At 56.6% G+C, this 20,499-nt stretch carries 17 protein-coding genes; 7 read left to right on the forward strand and 10 right to left on the reverse strand.

Annotated features, from left to right (window positions below; genetic code table 11):
* Positions 1-40: 40 nt before the first annotated feature.
* The gene (locus tag LCM31_RS12975) at positions 41-1,336 is read right to left on the reverse strand and encodes a hypothetical protein (protein WP_222232243.1); all 1,296 of its coding nucleotides are present in this window, start codon (positions 1,334-1,336) and stop codon (positions 41-43) included.
* A gap of 845 nt (positions 1,337-2,181) precedes the next feature.
* On the opposite strand from LCM31_RS12975, the gene LCM31_RS12980 reads away from it, so the two are divergent.
* From LCM31_RS12980 to LCM31_RS12995, 4 genes are all read left to right on the forward strand, one after another.
* Positions 2,182-3,246, forward strand: a complete 1,065-nt coding sequence (locus LCM31_RS12980; protein ID WP_224870760.1) for a branched-chain amino acid aminotransferase — start codon at positions 2,182-2,184, stop codon at positions 3,244-3,246.
* A 438-nt stretch (positions 3,247-3,684) separates the two neighbouring features.
* A complete protein-coding gene (locus LCM31_RS12985) occupies positions 3,685-4,284 on the forward strand; it encodes a Yip1 family protein (protein ID WP_224870762.1) in 600 nt (199 codons plus the stop codon).
* Between the two features lie 416 nt (positions 4,285-4,700).
* The gene (locus tag LCM31_RS12990; RefSeq protein WP_224870764.1) at positions 4,701-6,008 is read left to right on the forward strand and encodes a parallel beta-helix domain-containing protein; all 1,308 of its coding nucleotides are present in this window, start codon (positions 4,701-4,703) and stop codon (positions 6,006-6,008) included.
* Positions 6,001-7,149, forward strand: coding sequence for an SO2930 family diheme c-type cytochrome (locus LCM31_RS12995; RefSeq protein WP_224870767.1), 1,149 nt, complete (start codon positions 6,001-6,003; stop codon positions 7,147-7,149). The genes LCM31_RS12990 and LCM31_RS12995 overlap by 8 nt, the downstream gene beginning before the upstream one ends.
* Positions 7,150-7,237: 88 nt before the next feature.
* On the opposite strand, the gene LCM31_RS13000 is transcribed toward LCM31_RS12995, so the two are convergent.
* From LCM31_RS13000 to rsxA, 8 genes are all read right to left on the reverse strand, one after another.
* The gene (locus LCM31_RS13000) at positions 7,238-9,670 is read right to left on the reverse strand and encodes an MltF family protein (RefSeq protein ID WP_224870769.1); all 2,433 of its coding nucleotides are present in this window, start codon (positions 9,668-9,670) and stop codon (positions 7,238-7,240) included.
* Positions 9,671-9,879: 209 nt separating this feature from the next.
* Positions 9,880-10,599 carry a TetR/AcrR family transcriptional regulator gene (locus tag LCM31_RS13005; protein ID WP_224870771.1) on the reverse strand — a complete coding sequence of 240 codons (720 nt, stop codon included), beginning with the start codon at positions 10,597-10,599 and terminating at the stop codon, positions 9,880-9,882.
* A 575-nt stretch (positions 10,600-11,174) separates the two neighbouring features.
* Complete coding sequence (locus LCM31_RS13010; RefSeq protein WP_224870773.1) at positions 11,175-11,888, reverse strand: electron transport complex subunit E; 714 nt, start codon at positions 11,886-11,888, stop codon at positions 11,175-11,177.
* Positions 11,888-12,583: an electron transport complex subunit RsxG gene (rsxG, locus tag LCM31_RS13015; RefSeq protein ID WP_224870775.1), complete on the reverse strand. Its 696-nt coding sequence runs from the start codon at positions 12,581-12,583 to the stop codon at positions 11,888-11,890. Before rsxG ends, LCM31_RS13010 begins: the two co-directional genes overlap by 1 nt.
* Positions 12,583-13,635 (reverse strand): electron transport complex subunit RsxD, encoded by a 1,053-nt coding sequence (rsxD, locus tag LCM31_RS13020; RefSeq protein ID WP_222232224.1) that lies wholly within the window; start codon positions 13,633-13,635, stop codon positions 12,583-12,585. The genes rsxG and rsxD overlap by 1 nt, the downstream gene beginning before the upstream one ends.
* Positions 13,636-13,660: 25 nt before the next feature.
* The gene (gene rsxC, locus LCM31_RS13025) at positions 13,661-15,826 is read right to left on the reverse strand and encodes an electron transport complex subunit RsxC (RefSeq protein WP_224870777.1); all 2,166 of its coding nucleotides are present in this window, start codon (positions 15,824-15,826) and stop codon (positions 13,661-13,663) included.
* Complete coding sequence (gene rsxB, locus LCM31_RS13030; protein ID WP_224870779.1) at positions 15,823-16,431, reverse strand: electron transport complex subunit RsxB; 609 nt, start codon at positions 16,429-16,431, stop codon at positions 15,823-15,825. Before rsxB ends, rsxC begins: the two co-directional genes overlap by 4 nt.
* A 10-nt stretch (positions 16,432-16,441) precedes the next feature.
* The gene (gene rsxA, locus LCM31_RS13035; RefSeq protein WP_010132630.1) at positions 16,442-17,017 is read right to left on the reverse strand and encodes an electron transport complex subunit RsxA; all 576 of its coding nucleotides are present in this window, start codon (positions 17,015-17,017) and stop codon (positions 16,442-16,444) included.
* A 327-nt stretch (positions 17,018-17,344) separates the two neighbouring features.
* Between rsxA and LCM31_RS13040 the strand changes: the two genes are divergently transcribed.
* From LCM31_RS13040 to yghU, 3 genes are read left to right on the forward strand one after another with little or no spacing between them, the layout of a single operon-like run.
* Positions 17,345-17,800 carry a GNAT family N-acetyltransferase gene (locus tag LCM31_RS13040; protein WP_222232222.1) on the forward strand — a complete coding sequence of 152 codons (456 nt, stop codon included), beginning with the start codon at positions 17,345-17,347 and terminating at the stop codon, positions 17,798-17,800.
* Positions 17,801-17,840: 40 nt separating this feature from the next.
* Positions 17,841-18,407, forward strand: a complete 567-nt coding sequence (locus LCM31_RS13045; RefSeq protein WP_224870781.1) for a transglutaminase-like domain-containing protein — start codon at positions 17,841-17,843, stop codon at positions 18,405-18,407.
* Positions 18,408-18,466: 59 nt separating this feature from the next.
* Entirely contained in the window at positions 18,467-19,354 is an 888-nt protein-coding gene (gene yghU / locus LCM31_RS13050; protein ID WP_224870783.1) for a glutathione-dependent disulfide-bond oxidoreductase, read from the forward strand.
* Positions 19,355-19,414: 60 nt separating this feature from the next.
* On the opposite strand, the gene LCM31_RS13055 is transcribed toward yghU, so the two are convergent.
* Positions 19,415-20,305 (reverse strand): NAD-dependent protein deacetylase, encoded by an 891-nt coding sequence (locus LCM31_RS13055; RefSeq protein ID WP_224870785.1) that lies wholly within the window; start codon positions 20,303-20,305, stop codon positions 19,415-19,417.
* Positions 20,306-20,499: the final 194 nt, after the last annotated feature.

A 20,499-nucleotide genomic window follows, 5' to 3' on the forward strand; every position in this document is an offset into this window, starting at 1 on the left:
CCTGTTTAACTCTGTTCCGATAAATTCGCCGACAGAGGACTTAGTCAAAAACGAATCGTTGGACGATGCCTTTCGTTTCCACCGGTTCACCATCTTCAAAACGGGGGCGGAATTTCGCGCGTTTAAGCACATTGCGCACCCGCGAGCGGATGCTTACCTTGTCTTCCGGTTGCGCACTGAGAATACGGATGTTGCGCGCCTTGCCAAAAGCGGTGACATCGTAAGACACGGTCACATAAGCATTCGCCAGTGCTTCGCGATCTTCATCGAGCAAAGGCAGGCTGGGTAGCGCCGCCGGGCGCCCGAAGATCTCGTCAATTTCCTGATTGGTCGCACCGTTATCCCAGAGTGCGTGGTAGGCCTCGCCGTAGGTTTTGCGCGCCGAGTGCCACTTGTTGAACAGCATGTACCAGTCTCCAAGTTCCACCTTGGCCTTGGCGGAAGCCGCTGGTGGTGAGGCCGGGTTTTTCTGGTACACATCCATGATCTTGGTGATCGCAGTCTTTCCGGAGCTGAAACTATTCATGCGATAGTGATCCAGCTGCGCGCGGCGCTCATTCGACATGTTGCCGCCCGCGAACCCGGTGTTGATTACGATGGCTTCCTGCGGCTCACCGGAATAGGTCGCCAGGTAGTAGTTCGATGCTTTCAAACCACGTAGAGCCTCGACCAGTCGCAAATCGTTCGCGCCGAAATTGTTCGAAATAATATCCACTGCCAACGCATAGAGATTCGTTGCATTGATCAGGTGCTCGAACATGGTTGCACCTTTTTCATCAATGTACGCTTGCAGGTGCCAGCTGCTCAGCTGATTGATGATGGGGAGCATCCGTGGATCTTTTTCCCCATAATTTTTTGCGTGAAGCCAGAATAAATACTGGTGGTTGTCGTTAGCTCCTTCCCATTCATTCAGCGCAACCTGGCTTTCGATGATGCGTTCGATCATCGGCACTTGATTGAGGGAGTAGAGCCCTTCATTGACCCGGTTGATTAGCATCGCGCGACGAAACTGTGAGATGGCTTCCTCATGGGCGCCGTGTCGTTGCAGGGCGTGGCCCAATCCCATTAATTGTTCGTCAATGCCCGCGCCGTAGGCGCCGTGCTCGGCTTCCATGTCTTCTATGCGCTGGCGATATTCGTCGATGGCCACTGAGCGGCGAAGTCGTCGCTTGGGTTTCTCGAGTGGTTTTGACGCTGCCTCTATATACGCCGTAGGTGGAGCCTTGGCATTGTCGAGAGCGGAGTTTTCTTCCGCCGCAACAGAGCCACACAGCAGAGCTGAGGCTGTAAACATCAAGCCGATAGCAATAGCGTTGCTGGTATCTGTCTGTGTCACGATAGAACCACTTCCATTACATGTTTTCCTGACTCGAAGAATTTTGTGCAACACAAAATTCGACAAGCGCGATATCCACGTGGCTACTTCCATCGTTGGCAGTCATGCAACTCTCTGCCGCCGACGACTCCGCGCGGAACTTCTCTCCCTGAAGTGTGGTTCGTGTTCTTTCCTGCCGGTTTCCCGGTGTGTTGTCGATATCGACGCTGGACTTTGGTTTCGCCGGAAAATCTTTTGCCAATCGTTGGCGGTGGTTTTCCTTGTGTACGGCGATCACCGTCCATGTGTTTTCAGTATAGCCAAGGATATTTCGTGCTTTGCCTCCTCAGGTAGGCAGGCGCGCCACTCGGCTTTTGTTTGACAGATAGACGCGCATTGGACACGGCGCGAACTTGCATTCGTACGTCGGTGCTGCAATTCCGGATGTGGATGTTGGCGGTAATTTTCTCGGCAATTTTGTCTCACGCCGGGCATAGGATGATTTGCGGAACCGGATGTAAATTTTGCTTAAAACAGTCTGGCATTCGGAAGGGAGGCAAGAGGGGGTACTGAACTATCCCAGTGCCAATAATTTACCGGTTCAGTGGAAGCGGATGACGAAGTGTGTTGTTGCCTGCCTGAGGTGGTCTAGGGTGTCGCCAGGCAGAGGAAGATGTCAGTACGGCTGGCGATTTCGTCTCAGGCGGAGTTTTTGGCTATTTGGGTGTGGAACATCCTAAATTTAATCTATTTTCGCTCTTTTTGTTGCTTGATTTGGCTGTCTGTTGGTCTGGGGGTTTGGAAACTCGCCCTGTTGCAGCCATAATTCGCAGGATTGACCGCACCAGAAACAGTGGGAGAGCTTTGTGAACATAAAAATACAACCAGAAGCCATTGCCAGCCTGCGCGGGTATGAAGTCCCTGAGCGATTGGGATTCGGTACCGTGATGGCGCCAGTTATGTTTCGTGCCCGGTATCAGGATGGCCGCTGGAGTGATGGTGAGCTGGTGCCCTATGGACCGCTGGCCCTGGATCCAGCCGCCAAGGTCCTGCACTACGCGCAAACTTGTTTCGAAGGTATGAAAGCCTATCGCTGTGGCAGCGAGATTGGCCTGTTCCGGCCGGAGCGTAACGCGGAGCGTATGGTCCATTCTGCGCGCCGCTTGTGCATGCCACCGGTACCGGAAGAGTTGTTTATGGATGCGGTGCGCACGGTAGTGTCCTACTGCGCAACACTCATCCCTGTGGGTACTGGCGAATCACTTTATATTCGCCCCTTTTTGATCGGAACCCAGCCAGACCTCTCGGTGACTGCCAGCAAGGCGTACGAATTTTATGTCATCGCCAGTCCTTCCGAGGCCTACCACGCCGGCAATATGCGCCTTTGGGTCGAGCGGGAAGATAGCCGCGCGGCGGTAGGTGGTACCGGCGACGCCAAGGTGGGTGGTAATTACGCGGCATCACTGTTGAGCATTGCACGCCTCAAGGAGCGCGGCTACGACCAGTCCTTGTGGTTGAATCCGGGTAATCGCCGCACGGTAGACGAACTGTCGGGCATGAACTTCTTCGCGGTGATGGACGGCGCCCTGCACACGCCGGCACTGAATGGTTCCATCCTGGAAGGGGTGACCCGGGACTCGATGCTGACGCTGGCACGGGATATGGGTATCGAAGTTCATGAACGGGAAATCGATATTGACGACTTGCTCGCGCTGGTCGCCTCCGGCACCTGTAGCGAAGCGTTCGCGTGCGGCACCGCCGCCATTGTGAGCCCCATCAGCGAACTCGGTGATAGTGAAAACCGTTACCGCCTGGCCAGTGCCCCCGGGCCGATTGCCGCGAAATTGCGCGCGGCACTGCTGGATATTCAGGAGGGGCGTGTCGAGGATCGCTTTGGTTGGATGCAAATGGTGCAAATGGCCAGCTTGTGACACATTTGGGCTCTTTGCGGTAATTCGCCCGGCGGGCGCCTTTACTTCGCGGAGTGAACTGCCGCCGAAAACCGGGGTTCGAGTGTTTCGGTAGCACTATTCAGAATGCGGTTGTTTCCATGGGGAACGACCGCATTTTTATTTTCGCGAAATACATAACGTCCGTTGACTTGGATGACGGAGGTGTTACAACAACAACGTGCCTGAGAGAAACAGGCGCTGTGAAATACGCCGGTACGAATGGCTGTGTGCTAACTGCCGGTGACAAAATAAGAAACTGGAACTTTTTGGGAAAAGCCTTTGGCGGTATCCCTCACTTTGATAAGTAGTATCCAGATCAAATTGAGACACAGGAGTCGAATTGCGTCTGTGACTCCCTGAAAGGCTCTCCCCTGCGGCCACAAGCCGCATGGTTCCTCGTGAGTGAGGAGAATGGGAATGCTGAATCATCTCTACGGCCTGATGGTACAACCGCGCAGGCAGTGGCAGGAAATTGCCGGTTTATCCGAAAAAGGGGTCAACCGCCAGATTCCTTACGTCATTATCCTGGCGCTGGTACCGGCGTTGTGCTGGTACTTCGGTACAACCGAAGTTGGTTGGAACATTGGCGGCAGCGGAGAGGTCCGCACGCTCACCAACAATAGTGCGCTTTCCTTGGTGGCCGTGTTCTATGTCACCATGATTCTGGCGGTGGTTGCCGTCGGCTATTTTATTCACTGGATGGCGAAAACCTACGGTGCCAAGACGCATCCTATGAAAGGAATCGTGGTCGCCGGATTTACCGCTACACCTATCTTCATCGCCGGTGCTGCCGGTCTCTACCCGATCCTGTGGCTTGATATCCTGGTGGCAACACTGGCCGTCGCCTATGCCGTTTACCTGCTGTATGTGGGTATACCCATCGTGATGAACGTTTCCGAGGAGCGTGGTTTTCTGTTTGCCAGTGCGGTGGTTACCGTATGTCTGGTGATGGTCGTGGTGGTTATGGTCGGGACTGTGCTCTTCTGGAGCTTCGTTGCCGCCCCCGTATTCAGCTAACCTGTGCTGCTTACCCTGAAGCCCGGCCATGTGCCGGGCCCTCGGGGTCATGGCTTCCGCCCAGGTTCCCCGGGAAAATATCTGCTATTGGCGCTTAGCCGCTCACTGGGCGCGATTCTCCAAATGCATACCTAGACCTGCCGGTCGCAAATCCTCTGGTTAAATTGAGACAAAGTTCCATGTCCTGAATTGCTCGTGGGCAATGGAGCAGATAGTATCCAGCCAAGGGTCGTTGACGTGCTTTGCACCCTTTAATTGGTACAGGCGTACCAATTAAGAATGGAGAGTAAGCTTTGGTCACGAATGGGGGAGAGGCTTTGCCTGTTACATGGTGAGCAGATCACTGCAGGGCAAGCGTTTCGCACCGAACTTGCGTGGGCAACAGATCAATACGAATAAAAATGTTTGGAGAGAAAATGAAGACATCGGCTAAGTTTGGCGCGCTCCTGCTGGCAGCATTGGCCACCGCCTGTTCGCAAAAAGAAGAAAGCAGCACCGCAAGCCCTGCCGCAGCAGCTAACGCGGCTGATTTCCAGAAGCAGTTGCTGAAGCAGCTGATCCAGGCGCAGCCTGGCGATGTAATCGAAATCCCGGAAGGGCGCTTCGCGCTGAACCGCAGCCTGTCCCTGAACGTCGACGGCGTTACCATCCGCGGCGCGGGCATGGACAAAACCATCCTCTCTTTTAAGGACCAGATTCAGGGCGCCGAAGGCCTGCTGGTCAATGCCAGCGACTTCACCATCGAAGGCCTCGCGATTGAAGACACCATCGGTGACGCGCTGAAGGTCAACGAAGGCAAGAACATCATCATCCGTGACATTCGTGTCGAGTGGACCAATGGACCGTCCACTGCAAACGGTGCTTACGGTATCTACCCGGTGCAGACGCAAAATACCCTGGTTGAAGGCACCGTGGCGATCGGCGCGTCCGACGCGGGTATCTATGTTGGCCAGAGCCGCAATGTGATTGTGCGCAACAACCGCGCGGAATTTAATGTTGCCGGTATTGAGATTGAAAACACCATTGGTGCCGATGTTTACGACAACGTAGCCACCAATAACACCGGCGGTATCCTGGTGTTCAATATGCCGAACCTGCCGCAGCCGGGCCACAGCACCCGTGTCTACAACAACAAGATCTTCAAAAACAACTACGAGAACTTCGGCCACGAAGGTACCCCGGTTGCAGCAATCCCTGCTGGTTCCGGCGTGGTGATCAACTCCAACGACTTTGTAGAAATCTTCAACAACGAAATTTCCGATAACGACACTGCCAACGTTATCGTCAGCAGTTATTACGCGGCGGGCTACTACAGCGACAAGTCCACCCAGGAAGACTTCGACCCCTATCCGGAAGGTATCTACATCTACGACAACACCTTCGTTGGTGGTGGTGAATCCCCCGATGACATGCAGCTGAAAGCGCTGAAGCTTGCTAAGTTCGGTCTCGGCGGCAGCCTGCCTGACGTACTGTGGGACGGTGCCGTTGACAAGAAAAAAATGGTCGATGGCAAACTTCCGGAAAATCTGCAGCTGTGTATCGACAACGGCGACGCGGGCATCATTAATGTCGACCTGCAGGGTGGCTTCAAAAATATCACCACCGACATCAGTGCCCACAGCTGTAACTTGAAGAAGTTGCCCGAGGTTGTACTCGAGTTTGATAAAGAAAAGGAGCCCTCTCAGGAAGAGCAACACGCAGTGAATGAGGTAGCCGATGCGTAAGCTGTTTTCATCCAGGTTATTTGGGGGTGCTGTACTGGCCCTCATGCTTGCGGGGTGTGAGGCACCGCGTGAGCAGGTAACAGTACACGAACGTAACGCTGTTCCGGATAACCTGAGCGAGTGGCACCTGGTCGAGGCAATCGACGGTAAGTTGTCATTGAATGATCGGGTCGTGCCGTTTGACTTGAACACCGCACTATTCACCGACTATGCGCACAAGCTGCGCACCGTATGGATGCCAGAGGGCACCTCTGCGGTATACGGCGAAGCGGAATTCGACTATCCGGTAGGTACCATCATCAGCAAAACCTTCTACTACCCTCGGGGTGAAGGCGGCGCGGTGATCCGTACCGACGATCACAGCAATGACTTTGCCGGCTCCGGTCTTGACCTGTCCAAGGTGAAACTCGTCGAGACCCGCGTGCTGGTTAAGCGCGCGGACGGTTGGCAGGCACTGCCCTACGTATGGAACGAAGCGCAGACCGATGCCGTACTCGAGATTGCCGGCGATGCCACGCGTATGCAGCTGGTCAGTGAGGACGGTAGTCAGGAAGCCTTTACCTATGTGGTGCCGGATGCAAACCAGTGTGCGGGTTGCCATGCGGACAACCACGCCAAAAAAGCGGTACGTCCGATTGGTCCCCGTGCTCGCCACCTGAACAAGGATTACGAGTATCGCGAAAGCCCGATTCAGGACGGTGCGCAGAACCAGCTGGTGTACTGGCAGCAAATGGGCTTCCTCACCGGTTTGCCTGAGCTGGCGGCAGTGCCGCGCAATGTGAACTTCAAAGAGGAAACGGCCTCTCTGGAAGAGCGTGCGCGCTCTTACCTGGATATCAACTGCGGCCACTGTCATAACCCCTCCGGCCCGGCGGATACTTCTGGTTTGATGCTCAATATTGCCGAGCACGATATGCGCCGTCTGGGTGTGTGTAAGCCGCCGGTCGCGGCGGGTACCGGTTCCGGTGATCGTCTGTTCGCGATTGTCCCCGGTAGCCCAGACGACTCCATCCTCAACTTCCGCGTGGAGTCCACCGATCCTGGTGCGATGATGCCGGAACTGGGGCGCAGTCTGGTCCACGAAGAAGGTACCGCGCTGTTGCAAGAGTGGATAGCATCTATGCCCGGTAACTGCAGTTAATTGTCGAATTAGCTAAGCAGAGAATGAAAAAAGGCGACGGTGGAAACCGTCGCCTTTTTAATTTGTACTCGAGAGACTGTGCGAAAACTTAGGGTCTGCCTGCACTCGCGATAGCGTGTGGCCGTGCACCAATCCATTGTCTGAATTGCGGATACAGCGTGTCGAGCAACTGCCCGGTCTCCTGTTCCTGCTTGCGCCGCTCGTAGTCCTCAAGTAGAGCGACGTAGGTGCGAAAGCGCGACTGGATTTTGCGCACATAGTCAAAGGGCTCCTTGCCCCGCGCATAGCCATAGCGTGCCTTCTCATAGTATTTCTTTTCCGACAGCAACAGCATGGCGTTTTCCACATTGTCGAACCAGACGTTACGGTTCCAGCCTTTTTCTTCCGCGAGGTCCTGTGCATCATACACATGGCCGAGGCCGGCGTTGTAGGAGGCCAGGGTAAACCACATCATATTTTCGGGGCTGATGCCTTTGTCTTCGAACTTGCGGTGCAGCCATTCCAGATACTTCAGGCCGGCGCGCACACTGGTTTCCGGATCGAACAGGTTTTTCTCACCCACCTGTTTGCCGGTGTCGGGCATTACCTGCATCAGGCCGCGTGCGCCCACCCAGGATTTTGCCTTGGGGTTGAAGGTGCTCTCCTGGAACATCTGTGCGACGATCAGGCGCCAGTCAAAATCGTATTCATCTGAATATTTTTTTACGAATTCATCGAAGGGCGAGATATTGCCCTCGGCGTTCAATTCGTTGATTTCGGGGCGCGTCCGTTTCGGTGAATCAAAGTATTTGTTGTAGAGTATGGCGATTTTCTTCTGGGTGCCCTTTTTATCGAAGAACTTTTCAATAGCTTTGAGTAAATCAGGATTGCTCTCTCGTACCATCCACGCATACACGTTGTCATCAATATGCAGGTCGATCAGAGCGTCGATATTTGTTCGCCAACTGTGTTCAAGCTTGACCGATACGTCGTCGGCAATGGCAAGGTCATACTCACCATCGGCGACCTTATCGATAATTTGCTGGATGTTGAGCTCCTCTGGGGCGAGCTCAATTTTAACCCCCGGCACTTTTTTCTGCAGTTCCAGTGCGACGTCATAATGGTTCGCCGACTTCCGCACATGGATGGTTCTTCCGTCGAGCTCTTCGATGCTATCGATTTTGTCGTCGTCCTGTCCTACCACAACAACCCTTTCTTTCATGTAGGGGCGGCCGAAGTCCATGCCACTGTTGTCGCGGCGCTCCGTGACCGAAAGCAGACTCGCCGCAATATCTGCCTTACCATCCTTCAGCATGGTGAGAAGACCTGCATGTGTGGGCGCGACGACGATCTCCAGGCGCAGATTTTCTTTTTCGGCAAAATCTTTTGCGAGTTCAAATTCGAAGCCCAGAATGCGACCCTTCCACATGTAATAGGTGCCGGGGTGGTTGCGCGTCACCACACGTATGTAACCGCGCTTCCTGATTTCATCGAGATCGCTAACCGAGCGTGTCACCAAGCGGGTGAGCATACTGTCGCGTACGAATTTATTGATGGACTCCAGTAACTTGGGCGAATCTTTGCGCACCGCCCAGGCCAGTTGAAATTCTTTTGGGAGGGTGTAGTTGGCTTTAACGTTGTCCTTGAACTGGGTGACTAAATCGAAGGTCTGCTGCTCGACGATGGTGAAGTCGAGGTTTTCTTCGGCTACGTCAACCATCAACTCGACATAGTTCTCCTCTACTACCTCGAGTTTTAATTCTGGATTGTTTTCGATAAGTTTTTTGGCTGCAGTTTCGAACACTGTGCCCTTGGTCACCTTTATCGTCTTGCCCGCGAACAACTTGCTATTGTCTCCGCCTTTCTTGAATTCCGGAACATCACTTCGTGATACCAGTGTTAGCTGGGTGTCCGCAGTGGGGGTAGAGAAGTCGACGATCTCTTTGCGCGCGTCAGTGATGACCATGTTGTTGGCGATGATGTCGCCCTTGCCGCTATTTAGCAGCGGCATCAGTTGATCGAAGTTCTCCGCATAGAGAACCACAGGTTCCAGCCCCAGCGTGCGCGCAAACCGTTTCGCTTCCTCAAGTTCAATATCTTGCTGTGTGGCTTCGCGATGGAGGGTGTCCAGGTTGGAAATGTCGACCAGAATACGCAGTATTCCGCGCTCCTTGATCGCATCAAGGTCACCGGCTTCTTCATAATTCTTGTAGGCGTTAATCGGGTATTCGCCGGAGGTTTCCGGGCGCCATTTCGCTTCCGGACGCAGGTCGCCTTTCTTAGCAGGTATCAGCGGCTCTTGAGTGTCATCTGCCTGTTGTTCTGACGGGCCTGCTGTATCGGCGTCGGCCAGGTTTTTTTCTGTGCTTTCAAGCTGTTCCGCCGGCGCGGCGCTTTCCTTATCCGTCTTGTCCGCGGCGTCATCTGGCGGCTCCTGACGACTGCAGCCCAGCGTCAGCACTATCAACAAGGTGGCAAAACAGAAAGTTACCGCAAGACGCGGGAAACACTTGCTCGGGGCGCAGGCAGACAGCAGTTCCATGACCATGCTTCTAACACTTCCAATGACGTCTTTGTCAGTCTAGCTCGTCACTCGAGGTGCGGTTTGGATGGCGGCTAAATTGATGACTGCGGAATATGTGGAGCGGGTCTGGGTGGTGGACTTGAGCGGCGGGCTAGGAAAGCAGCCGGTATTTAAGAGGAGGGCCGGCAGGTGACCGGGGTCGCCTGCCGGTAGCAGAGAGATTGCACCTACGCGAATTGTGGGCGTGCTGTCTGAACGGCCGGTGCGACGGCTTGCGCCGGAATAAGCCGCTTTACCATTAAGGAGACTGCCCGTTCGAGCAGCGGCGAGTCCACCGCGATTGCGCCATTCAAAATCTGAAATTCCAGGTTCAGGATGGTGCCATAAACAATCTGGGCGGCGGCCAATGGGTCGGCCAGTTGCAGCAGTTCAAAGAATTCCACAATCAGATTTTCAATGGACTGACTGGCCATTCTTACTGCGCGAGTCAGTTGCGGATTGCGCAGCGCTTCATTTTTAAAGGCGAGCTCGATGATACGGTTGTCGCGACTGGCTACCTGCGTGCGAATATGGGCCAATACATAGCGGGTCAGCTGTTGTGTCAATTGCCGGCGGCCTTCCGGCGAGTGAAGTTGCTCTTTGGGAAGTTGACGAACCGCGGCGAAGCTCTCCGCCTGGAGAGAGCGTGTTTCGTCGATATTTTTTTCGACGAAATAAGTAAATGCGTCGCTGATAAGGTCGTTCAGGTCTTTGAAGTAATAGGTGGTTGCGGCGAGGGGGACATCTGCCTCTTTGGCGACAGCGCGGTGGCGAATTCCGCGAATACCTTCTTTCACGATAAGGCGTAGGGTGCCTTCCAAAATTGCTTTTCGGCGTTGACGGCTATCGGCGCGCTGTGCGCGACGACCTTGGTAAACCAGTTCAGACTTTCCGTTGTCTAAAGTCATGGTTGCGAGACTTCCTTTGCAATGGGCGGCAAAAAGCTATTGGAAATCAGGTAATGCTTGATCCAGATGAAAATAGCGTGATTAATTGAAAGTGGGCTGCGTTGCCTGTTCACTGTCATTGGTCCCGGTCTGATTCGGTCTTATTGTTGTTTATGTTGAGAGTCTAACGAAAAGTGCTTCGTTGAATCTACGAGTAGGTTTGACTAGTCAGACGCATTCTGGACGTGGGCGCTATTTTATCCATGTATTCCCGCTTGGCTAGCCGGGAATTACGGTTTGTGAGAAAAATCCCATTACGGTCACTTACAAGCAGTGTTTGTTGAATGATGCTTCGGAATGTATTGAAGGATGCTTCGGATAATTGAATAAAAGTACTCTGAGCAGTTTATTCGTGTGGCTGAAATTGGTCGGGGCTGTTTGGTGTGATTGGTGGATGCAATAGCAGGCTTTCACCTGAAAAAGCGTAAATAAAAAAGCCGGCAGTATGCCAGCTTTTTTCGTTGTGCTTCCGAGAGGGAATTTCTTATTTATCGAAAAACGATTTTTGCTTCATAAAGATATTTTCACGAAGTTTCTTAGGAAATCTTTCCTGTAGTGCGTACTCGCTTGCTACCGGTGACAATGCTGGTGTTCGCCTTTTGACGGCGCTCAATGTTCGCGTCGATGGCATTTTTGGCTGCGATCAGCAGGCCAGTAACCAGAAAGGCCCCGGGAGGGAGTACCGCTACCAGGAAGCCGGAGTAGTCCTGTCCCAGCACTGGCAAGGTCCAGTTTGCTGCCATGGGGCCAAGCAGTAAGTCCATATCGCTAAATAGGGTGCCCTGACCGATAATTTCCCGCACCGCGCCAATGACAATCAGTACCGCGCTGAACCCGAGTCCCATCATCAGACCATCCACCAGAGAGGGCAGTACCGGGTTTTTACTGGCAAAGGCATCGGCGCGGCCGAGGATCGCACAGTTGGTCACAATCAATGGAATAAAAATACCGAGGACCAGATACAGCTCGTAGGTGAATGCCTTCATCAGCAGTTCGGCACAGGTTACGAAGGTGGCAATAATCATGACCGACGCGGGCAGGCGCACCGTTTCCGGCATTTGATGCCGCACCAGCGATACTGCGAGGTTGGAGCAGGCCAGTACCGCGGTCGTGGCGAGCCCGAGGCCGATGGCATTAACCACGGATCCGGTTACGGCCAGCAGTGGGCACAGGCCCAGTAGCTGGACTAGCGCGGGGTTATTTTTCCACAAGCCGTTGTGGGAAATTTCCGAATAGTCTGAGGTGGCCATCAGTTCTGTTCCCCCTTGGTTGGCTCTGGGCTGTTTTCCGGCTGTTTGACCTCAACTGCACGCTTGGAGACCGGCGCACTGAAAATGGCCTGCTGGTGCTCGGCGACGAAGTCCAGAACCGTGCGCACCTGATTCACCACTGCCCGCGGTGTGATGGTGGCACCGGTAAACTGGTCAAAGGCACCGCCGTCTTTCTCGACCTTCCACATGTCGCGGCCCGGGTCGTCCAGAGACCGGCCGCTGAACGCCAGAATCCAATCGCTCTTTTTGACTTCCACCTTGTCGCCGAGGCCTGGTGTTTCCGCATGGTTGGTGACGCGTACGCCGGCAATGGTGCCATCGCGGTTGACCCCAACCAGCATTTGAATCGGTCCGGAATAACCGTCCGGGGCGACGGTGGGGATAATGACGGCATCGATGGTGCCGTCGGGTTCCCGTGCGAGGTTAATGTCCCCGCCCTCTCTCAGTCCCAGCATCGCCCAGTACTGCTTGGGGATCGGGTAGGTATCCACCAGCATATCGTTGCTGTGGCGCTCGATGGGGATGATCTCAAGCAGGGCTTTGGCGGATGCCTCGCGGATGGCTCGCTCGATGGGCTCTTTGGTGGTGATCTGGGTGATTGCCAGGGTACCGGCGGTAGCCAGCGCGAACAGCGCCAGGATGGCCGCATTTTTACCGATGGAGCGCTTCAGCATTACTGTTCCTCCAGGTCGGTGGCTTTGCGTGCGGCTTTGTGGCCATAGGTGCGCGGCAGGGTGTAGTTGTCGATAAACGGCGCGGCAAAGTTCATCAGCAGTACCGCAAAGGCGACCGCGTCCGGGTAAGCCCCCCAGGCACGGATCACAAACACCAGGATGCCGACACCGGCGCCAAAGATCAGGCGGCCCTTGTTGCTGGTACAGCCGCTCACCGGGTCGGTGATGATAAAGAAGGCGCCGAGCATGGTGGCACCGGAGAACAGGTGCAGCATGGGGGAGCCTTCGCTCAGGGAGCTGCCACCGTCGTAGAACACGATGGAGAGTGCGGTCAGGGTCACCAGCATGGCCACCGGCGCATGCCAGGTGATCAGGCGGCGGAACAGCAGGAACAGGCCGCCCAGCAGGAAGCCGAAGTTCGCCATTTCCCAGCCGAGTCCCGCCACGCTGCCTTTGCTGAAGGCCGGTTCCATCTCGTACAGCTGCGCGAGGATGGTGGACTCGTTGTGGCGCACGATCTCCAGCGGCGTGGCGCGGGTGAAGCCGTCCACATTCATATTACCGAAGATCAGTGCAAAGGTTTCGCTCAGGTCCGGCGCACCCTGAATCAGTTCGGAAGCGCCGACCCAGCGGGTCATTTCCACCGGGAAGCTGATCAGCAGCACCACGTAGCCGACCATCGCCGGGTTGAACGGGTTGTAGCCCATGCCGCCGTAGAGTTGTTTGGCCAGCAGAATGGCGCTCACGCTGCCGATTACCGGCACCCACCAGGGGCAGTAGGGTGGCAGCGCGATACCCAGCAGCAGCGCGGTAACCAGTGCACTGTTGTCCTTCAGGTAAAAACCTACCGGTCGGTTGCGCAGCCGCATTACGGCAGCTTCGGTCAGCCAGGCGGCAGCGACACACAGGGCGATATTGAACAGCACGCCGGGGCCGAAATAGACCACCAGTGCCAGCACGCCGGGAATGGTGGCCGCGGCCACCTGGGCCATCACCTTCGAGGTGCTCTGGCCGGAGTGGGCGTGGGGAGATGTGATTCGCATCAGGGACATGGGAATTCTCGTATTGCGCCCGGCGTTACTCGCCGGAACCCTGCTGGGCCAATTTTTCCTGCAGCTTGGCCTGCATTTTTTCCAGTGCGGTTTCAAAGGCGCCGGTGTTCGGGTCGTCTTCGCTACGGGCCTTTGCCAGGCGCGCTTCCGCCTTTTCCACGCGCTTTTTCAGCGCCTCAATCTCCGACGCGCGCTTTTCTTCGGGGCTCATGCTGGCACGGGCAGCGGCTGCAGCCTTGGCCCGCTCGATAGCGGCGCCCGCCGCGGAGGATGACGCACTGGCCACGGTCAGCTTGTCTTCGGTGAACGATGGCTCGGCCTTTTCACCGGCGGGCTGCTCCTGCGCCGGCGCGGTTACCTGCAGCCTTTCCGCCTCCGCCAGCTTGTCGCGGGCTTCCTGTAGTTTCAGCTGGGCGGTTTTCAGTTGCGCTTCCAGCTGTGCCTTCTGTGCTTCTTCCGCGTCAGCGAGCTTCTGCTGCATGCGTTCTACCCGGTGCTCGGCACTGGTAAGGGTGCGTTGGGCGCGGGCCAGCTGCTGCTCCGGGGTGGCCTGTTTGGCCTTCACCCGCGCGAGCGCGGCGGCGACAACGTCCGACTCCTGTTTGGCCGCCTGGGCTTCCGGGCTGCTGGCGTCCTGCTCGCGCTTTTTGCGCGCTTCTTCGGCGGCCTTCTTGCGTGCCAGACGCTTGGCTTCTTTTTCCTGCTCAGCTTTTTCCAGGCGCAGTTTGCGGTACTCGAAGCGCTCGCGGGCGCGGTCCGCCTTTTCCTTTTCCTGCCGCGCCGCGCGGATATCGCCCTTGGCGGCGCGGTAGTACTGCACCAGTGGGATACTGGATGGGCACACGTAGGAGCAGGCGCCGCATTCGATACAGTCAAACAGGTTGTAGGCCTGCAGCTTTTCCCGGTCTTCGGCGCGGGCATACCAGTACAGCTGTTGCGGCAGCAGGCTGGCCGGGCAGGCCTCGGCGCACAGCCCGCAACGAATACAGGCCTGGGCCGGCGGTGCTGGCGGTAATTCTTTGTCCGTGGGGGCGAGGATGCAGTTGGTGGTCTTTACCACCGGCGACGCTTCGTCCTCGATCGTGTAGCCCATCATCGGGCCGCCAATCACAATGCGCTGCAACACGCCGCGGTCGATTCCGTGGCACTCCAGGATGTGCTGGATGGGGGTGCCGAGGGGAACCTCGATATTGCGCTGGCGGCTGAGGGACTCACCCACCACGGTGGTGACGCGGCTGATCAGCGGTTCGCCCAGGGCGATGGCGCGGTATACGGCACGCGCGGTGCCCACGTTTTGGCACACGATGCCCACATTGGCCGGCAGGCCTTCGTTGGGCACTTCGCGCCCGGTCAGGATTTCGATCAGCTGCTTTTCGCCACCGGAAGGGTACTTGGTGGGGAAGGTCACCACATGGAAGCGGGTGCCTTTCGCGGCCTGTTTCATGGCCTGAATGGCTTCGGGCTTGTTGTCCTCGATACCGATCAGCACCCGCTCTGGCTGCTCCAGCAGGTGAGCGAGTATTTCCACACCCGCGATAATCTCGTCGGCGCGTTCGCGCATCAGCATGTCGTCGGCGGTGATATACGGCTCGCACTCGGTGCCATTGATGATCAGGGTGTCAATTTCGGCGCCGCCGCGGGGATTTAGTTTTACCGCGGTGGGGAAGCCCGCGCCGCCCATTCCGGCAATACCGCATTCGCGAATCTGCTCGAGCAGGTCGTCGATATCGCGGTTCTGGTAGTCCGCCACCGGAGTAAGCGCACACCACTCGTCGCGGCCATCGGTGCGAATCTGGATACAGTCCGCCACCATACCGGAGGCGTGGGGTACCGCCATTGGCTCGATGGCGACTACCTTGCCGGACGTCGGCGCGTGTACCGGGCAGCTTACCGGACCGTCCGCTTCGGCGATTTTCTGCCCTTTCAATACTTCATCGCCCAGCTTCACCAGCGGAATGGCGGTGCCGCCAATATGCTGGTTGAGCGGCACCATAAGGTCTTCCGCCAGGGGGATGCTGCCAATAGGCTCGCCGGTGGACTGGTGCTTGTTTTCCGGCGGATGCACGCCGCCGTGGAAATCGTTGATCTTCAATTCGCGGGACAGATCCCGGGCCTTGGAGCTGGCAATCAGGTGCGCTTCGCGGGCAGCGCGGCGCTCGCTGGCGCTCAATCTTTCATCTGTGTGGCTCATGCTGCACTCCGGTCATCTCTGTGCAGGTCGGGTCTGTCGCTGGCGATCAGCAGCACACCATCTGTGGGTTTGTTCGGATGCCACTGCTGCAGGCTGGCCTCCAGCGGCACCATATCGATACAGTCCACCGGGCAGGGTTCCACGCACAGGTCGCAGCCGGTGCATTCATCCACGATTACTGTGTGCATCTGTTTGGCGGCGCCAACAATGGCATCGACCGGGCAGGCCTGGATGCACTTGGTACAACCGATGCACTCGGCTTCGCGAATAAACGCTACTTTTTTGACGTCTTCGGTACCGTGCTCCGCATCCAACGGGGTAGCTTCCACGTCCAGCAGGTTGGCCAGTTCGTTGATGGTGGCCTGGCCCCCGGGCGGGCACTTGTTGATAGCCTCGCCATTGGCGATGGCTTGGGCATAGGGGCGGCAACCCGGGTGGCCACACTGGCCGCACTGGGTTTGCGGCAACAGGGCGTCGATCTGGTCGACGATGGGGTCGCCCTCTACCTTGAAACGCACCGCGGCGAAGCCGAGCAGGGCGCCAAACACCAGGGCCATGCCGCCAAGGATCAGCAGGGGCGTGGATACTTCAGATAGCCATTCCATAGTCGCCTCCTTACACCAGCCCGCTAAAGCCCATAAAGGCCAGGGACATCAGCCCGGCTGTCATCATGCCGATGGCGGCGCCCTTAAAAGGTTTGGGCACGTCTGCCACCGCGAGGCGCTCGCGCATCGCGGAAAACAGAATCAGAACCAGAGAGAAACCCACGGCGGCACCGAAGCCATACAGGGTGGATTGCACAAAATTATTGGCCTTGAGGGTGTTTTGCAGGGCAACACCGAGTACCGCACAGTTGGTGGTGATCAGTGGCAAGAAGACGCCGAGTACCCGATGCAGCAGCGGGCTGGTCTTTTCGATAAACATGCGCGCAAACTGCACCACCACCGCGATCACCAGGATGAAAGAAATGGTGCGCAGATACTCCATCCCGAAGGGTTCGAGTAAGTAGGTGTTTACCAGGTAGGAGCAGATGGCGGCCAGGGTGAGGACAAAGGTGGTGGCCCCGGCCATACCGATGGCGGTTTCCAGCTTGTTGGAAACGCCCATAAATGGACACAACCCCAGGAACTGCACCAGCACGTAGTTGTTCACCAGGATGGTGGAGAGCAGGATGACGGTAAATTCGGTCATAGAGATTCCATTCTGCCCACTGCGCCGGGCCGCGGCGTGCACAACGAGGAAGAAGCTGGGTTGGCTAAACGCACACTAAATAGAAGGCTCTTTAGTGTGTGCTCTTTCTAGGCAAGGCCCTAACAAGCAGCTGGCGCCGTCCTCATTGTATTGGCGCGAAGATTGCAGACCTCTCGATGGGTTCCTTCGAGCGGCGCCACGGGCCAGTGTTGCAGGTCATTTTTGCCTGATCAGGGGCGGTATTATGGGGGAGAGGCTATAGGCGTTCAACTTGCCATATATGCTGCAGTGCCCGGGAATAGCGGAATTTGTGGTTGAGGATGCACTATGAACATCGTTCTGGATGACCTTTCGGGGGAGCGCATTGCAGCGTTCCTGGCAGAGCATATCGAGGATATGCGCGCCACTTCACCACCGGAGAGCAAGCACGCGCTGGATCTGGATGGCTTGCGGCAGCCGGAGATCTCCTTCTGGTCGGTGTATGACGGCGATACGCTGGTGGGCTGTGGCGCGCTCAAGGAGCTGGCGCCGGACCATGGTGAAATCAAGTCCATGCGCACCGGGGCGGCCGCGCGCGGGAAGGGCGTTGCCAGTGCCATGTTGCGCCATATAATCCGGGAATCTCGCGAGAGAGGCTATACACGGCTGAGCCTGGAAACCGGCGCGATGGACTTTTTTGCGCCGGCGCGCCGGCTCTATCTGCGCCACGGATTCAGTGAGTGTCCGCCCTTCGCAGCATATACAGACGACCCTAACAGCGTGTATATGAGGCTGCCCCTCTAAATTGGCCCTCTGAATAGCATCGCAAGCGAACAACACGAACATGCAGGCGTATCTACAACACACCCCGATTATAAACTGGCAGCACCCGGACATTCTGGCCCTCGCAGCCGACCTGAAGTGCCCCTCGGGCGCCAAATTCGGCACCGCACGCAACAGCTTCGAGTTTGTGCGCGATGAAATTCGCCACAGCGGCGACTTTGCGTTGAACCCGGTTACCTGCCGGTCCTCGGATGTGCTGCGCGAGGGCACAGGATTCTGTTTCGCCAAAAGTCACCTGCTGGCGGCGTTACTACGGGCCAACGACATTCCCGTCGGCTTCAGTTATCAGCGCCTGCTGCTGGATGATGCCTCCGCTCGTTTTTGCCTGCACGGCCTGAACAGTGTGTATCTGGAGCGCTACGGCTGGTTTCGGATAGATGCCCGGGGCAACAAGCCCGGTATCACCACTGAATTTATCCCGCCGGAAGAGCGCCTTGCCTACGTCCCCTCTGTCGACGGCGAACGCGACCTGCCGGAAGTCTATGCGGATCCATTGCCACAAGTTATCCAGCTATTGCAAAGCCAGCAAAGCTATGAGTCTGTGACTGAAAATCTGCCAGACGTTTAAAAAAAGCGGCCGCCGGATTACTCTTGGTCAGCCTGATGGAATGCTAACGAGGAGTGATTATGTCGGATGCGAGCTATACCCCGCCTGCGGTCTGGAAGTGGGATTCGGAGAGTGGCGGTCAATTTGCCAACATCAACCGCCCCACTGCCGGTGCGACCCATGACAAGGAGTTGCCCAAGGGGAAACACCCCATGCAGCTCTACTCCCTCGCTACCCCCAATGGGGTGAAAGTCACCATTATGCTGGAAGAGCTGCTAGCGCTCGGGCACGAGGGGGCGGAGTACGACGCACACCTGGTCCGCATCACCGAAGGTGAGCAGTTCAGCAGTGGTTTCGTCGAAATCAATCCGAACTCCAAGATCCCCGCACTGGTCGATCACAGCACCAATCCGCCGATTCGCGTATTCGAGTCCGGCTCCATCCTGTTGTATCTGGCGGAAAAGTTCAGCGCCTTCCTGCCACATACGCCAGAGCAACGCACCGAAACCCTGAACTGGCTGTTCTGGCAAATGGGCGCAGCGCCTCTCCTTGGGGGTGGCTTTGGCCACTTCTATGCTTACGCGCCGGAAAAGTACGAGTACCCGATCAATCGCTACACCATGGAAGTGAAGCGCCAGCTGGATGTGCTCGATCGCCAGTTGGCGGAGCGCCCGTTTATTGCCGGTCGTGAATACACCATTGCCGATATGGCCATCTGGCCCTGGTATGGCGCGGTGCTGAAAAACGAAGCCTATGATGCGGCCGAGTTTATTGAGGCGCACACCTACAAGAACGTAAATCGCTGGGTGGACGAGATTGGTGAACGCCCTGCGGTGCAGCGCGGCACGATGGTGAATCGTACTTGGGGTGACCCGGCCAGGCAGTTACATGAGCGGCACGACGCCAGTGATTTCGCGTTGCGTACACAGGATAAGATCGGCGAAAGCAGCGAAAGCGATAACGACTAGTCGTAGAGTCGTTATTTGATGTGACGAAAAGGGTCGGTGTTGGGGAAGATCACCAGAGTATTACGCAAGTTGCATAAGCGTGCGCTCCAGCGTTTCTCCAATGCCTGCATTCAGTTTCAAGTCCAGCAGGTCGTCGGCGCGGGTGCGTCCCAGAGTCAACGCGGCGATGGGCTTGCCCCACTCTTTCGCATAGCGGCAGAAGCGGAACCCCGAGTACACCATTAACGAAGATCCCACCACCAGCAGCGCGTCGCTCGCGCGCAACGCCTCCATTGCTGTAGCCACGCGCTCGCGAGGAACATTGTCCCCAAAGAACACCACATCTGGCTTCAGAATGCCGGCACATTCCGGGCAGTCGGCCACACGGAAATTACTGAAGTCCACTTCCAAATCGGCGTCACCATCCGGCGCGGCCTCCGCGGTGTAGTGACGAAACGCCGGGTTCAGTGCGTCACTGCGATCGTGCACCTCCTGACGCACTGCGCGGTAGTCGCATTGCATGCAGCGAATCTCATCGGCGCGCCCGTGCAGGTCGATAACCTGCTGGCTGCCCGCACGCTGATGCAGGCGGTCGACATTCTGCGTAATCATCAAGTGAATATGCCCGCGGCGCTCCAGCTCCGCCAGGTGATAGTGCGCACCGTTCGGCGCCGAGTTGCGGATTACCGGCCAGCCAATTAGTGCGCGCCCCCAGTAACGCTGCCGCGTGGCTACGCTGGCCATGAAATCGCGGTGGTCCACCGGCGGCTTGCGCTTCCATTGTCCGTGTTGGTCACGGTAGTCGGGAATGCCGGAGTCGGTGCTAACGCCGGCTCCGGTCAATACCGTCAGGCGCGGGTGACGCCGGATAAAATCCACCAACTTTGCTGCCGCTTCCGCACTGGGTAATACGGAATCCGCAACAACGTTTTCGTCAGCGAGCGAAGAGGGGGATAGCGTGCTCAGACTCATGGTTCGCGTCGCCTCATGGGTGGCTGTGGAACCGCTATTGTACCCAGTCTGCGCGCGTTGCGTGGGCGCAAAGCGTGTCAGCCAATGGTTCGGTCCCGGTGCAATGTGGAATGTAAATTGCAAATTACTCGATAAATGTTGTGGATTTCTCGGGCGGATACTCAGTGTAGGAAACCTTAAACGGAGCCAGGGTT

The sequence above is a fragment of the Microbulbifer agarilyticus genome, assembly GCF_020171345.1.
Classification (GTDB): Bacteria; Pseudomonadota; Gammaproteobacteria; order Pseudomonadales; family Cellvibrionaceae; genus Microbulbifer; species Microbulbifer agarilyticus_D.